The sequence below is a fragment of the Photobacterium sp. GB-210 genome, assembly GCF_003026075.1.
Classification (GTDB): Bacteria; Pseudomonadota; Gammaproteobacteria; order Enterobacterales; family Vibrionaceae; genus Photobacterium.
Map to the genome: position 1 here is coordinate 1 of NZ_PYNU01000070.1, position 562 is coordinate 562.

Below are 562 nucleotides of genomic sequence, written 5' to 3' on the forward strand. Positions count from 1 at the left end.
AAGCCTCGTTCTAACAGGTGAGTGGCATAGCTATGACGTAAATTATGAGGACTGATAGATTTCGTGATCCCACAGCTTTTAATGACGGCTTTCATTGCTTTTTGAACGCCACCGCGATCCATCACGGTATGGTTAACATTGAACGGTGAAGGAAAAAGATAACGACTATTTTTGTGGGTTTGCCAATAATATCGCAGGGCATACAGGGTTCGCCTTGGTAGTGGGATGAACCTGTCTTTACCCCCTTTGCCTTGTCGAATATGGACAAACATACGATGGCTATCAATATCACCCACTGTGAGATTTAACCCTTCACCTAGCCGTAACCCGAGGCTATATAAGGTCAGAAAAAACACTTGGTAACGCAGTTGCGAAGTGGCATTGATCAATAGGCTCACTTCGGTTGGCGTCAAAATGTCAGGTAAGGTTTTCACGTGTGGCGGCTTTACAATGTTCAGCCACTCCCAATCACGTTGAAGGACATGCTTAAAGAAAAACTGTAAGCCATTGCGATCAATTTTCACGGTACTCCATGAATGTGTTTTGATCAGTTGTGTAAAAT

Annotated in this window: 1 protein-coding gene; it reads right to left on the reverse strand. The window is 43.6% G+C overall.

Annotated features, from left to right (window positions below):
- Nucleotides 1–562, reverse strand: a 562-nt coding sequence (locus tag C9J38_RS21660) for a tyrosine-type recombinase/integrase (protein ID WP_146144084.1), incomplete at both ends; no start/stop codon positions are given.